At 66.1% G+C, this 378-nt stretch carries 1 protein-coding gene; it reads left to right on the top strand.

Going from position 1 to position 378, the window contains the following annotated elements:
- Positions 1-17 precede the first annotated feature (17 nt).
- Positions 18-378, top strand: a 361-nt coding sequence (locus tag UK12_RS33495; protein WP_045306986.1) for a pyruvate kinase, incomplete at its 3' end; no start/stop codon positions are given.

Raw genomic sequence — 378 nt, 5'->3', positions numbered from 1 at the left:
AGGGTCTCCCGGGCGACGTGAAGCCCGGCGACCCGGTTCTGATCAACGACGGCGTCATCGCCCTGGAGGTCGTCAGCGTCGACGGCCCGCGGGTGAAGATCGTGGTCATGGAGGGCAGCGTGCTCTCGAACAACAAGGAGAGCAACCTCCCCGGCTCGGCCTTGAACGTGCCGGCCATGTGCGAGAAGGACAAGGGCGACCTGCGCTTGGCGCTCCGCACGGGCCGCGACATGGTCGGACTCTCCTTCGTCCGCAACGCCGCGGACATAGAGGACGTCGACAAGGCGATGGACGAGGTTGGTATCCGAGTCCCGGTCATCTCCGCGCTCGATAAGCCGCAGGCAGTCCAGGCCATGGAGGAGGTCGTCGTCGCCTTAG

Origin of the sequence: Saccharothrix sp. ST-888, assembly GCF_000955975.1 — a bacterium.
Lineage (GTDB): Bacteria > Actinomycetota > Actinomycetes > Streptomycetales > Streptomycetaceae > Kitasatospora.
The sequence above is the reverse complement of the archived record's forward strand: the minus strand, read 5'-3'. Positions and strand labels throughout refer to the sequence as shown.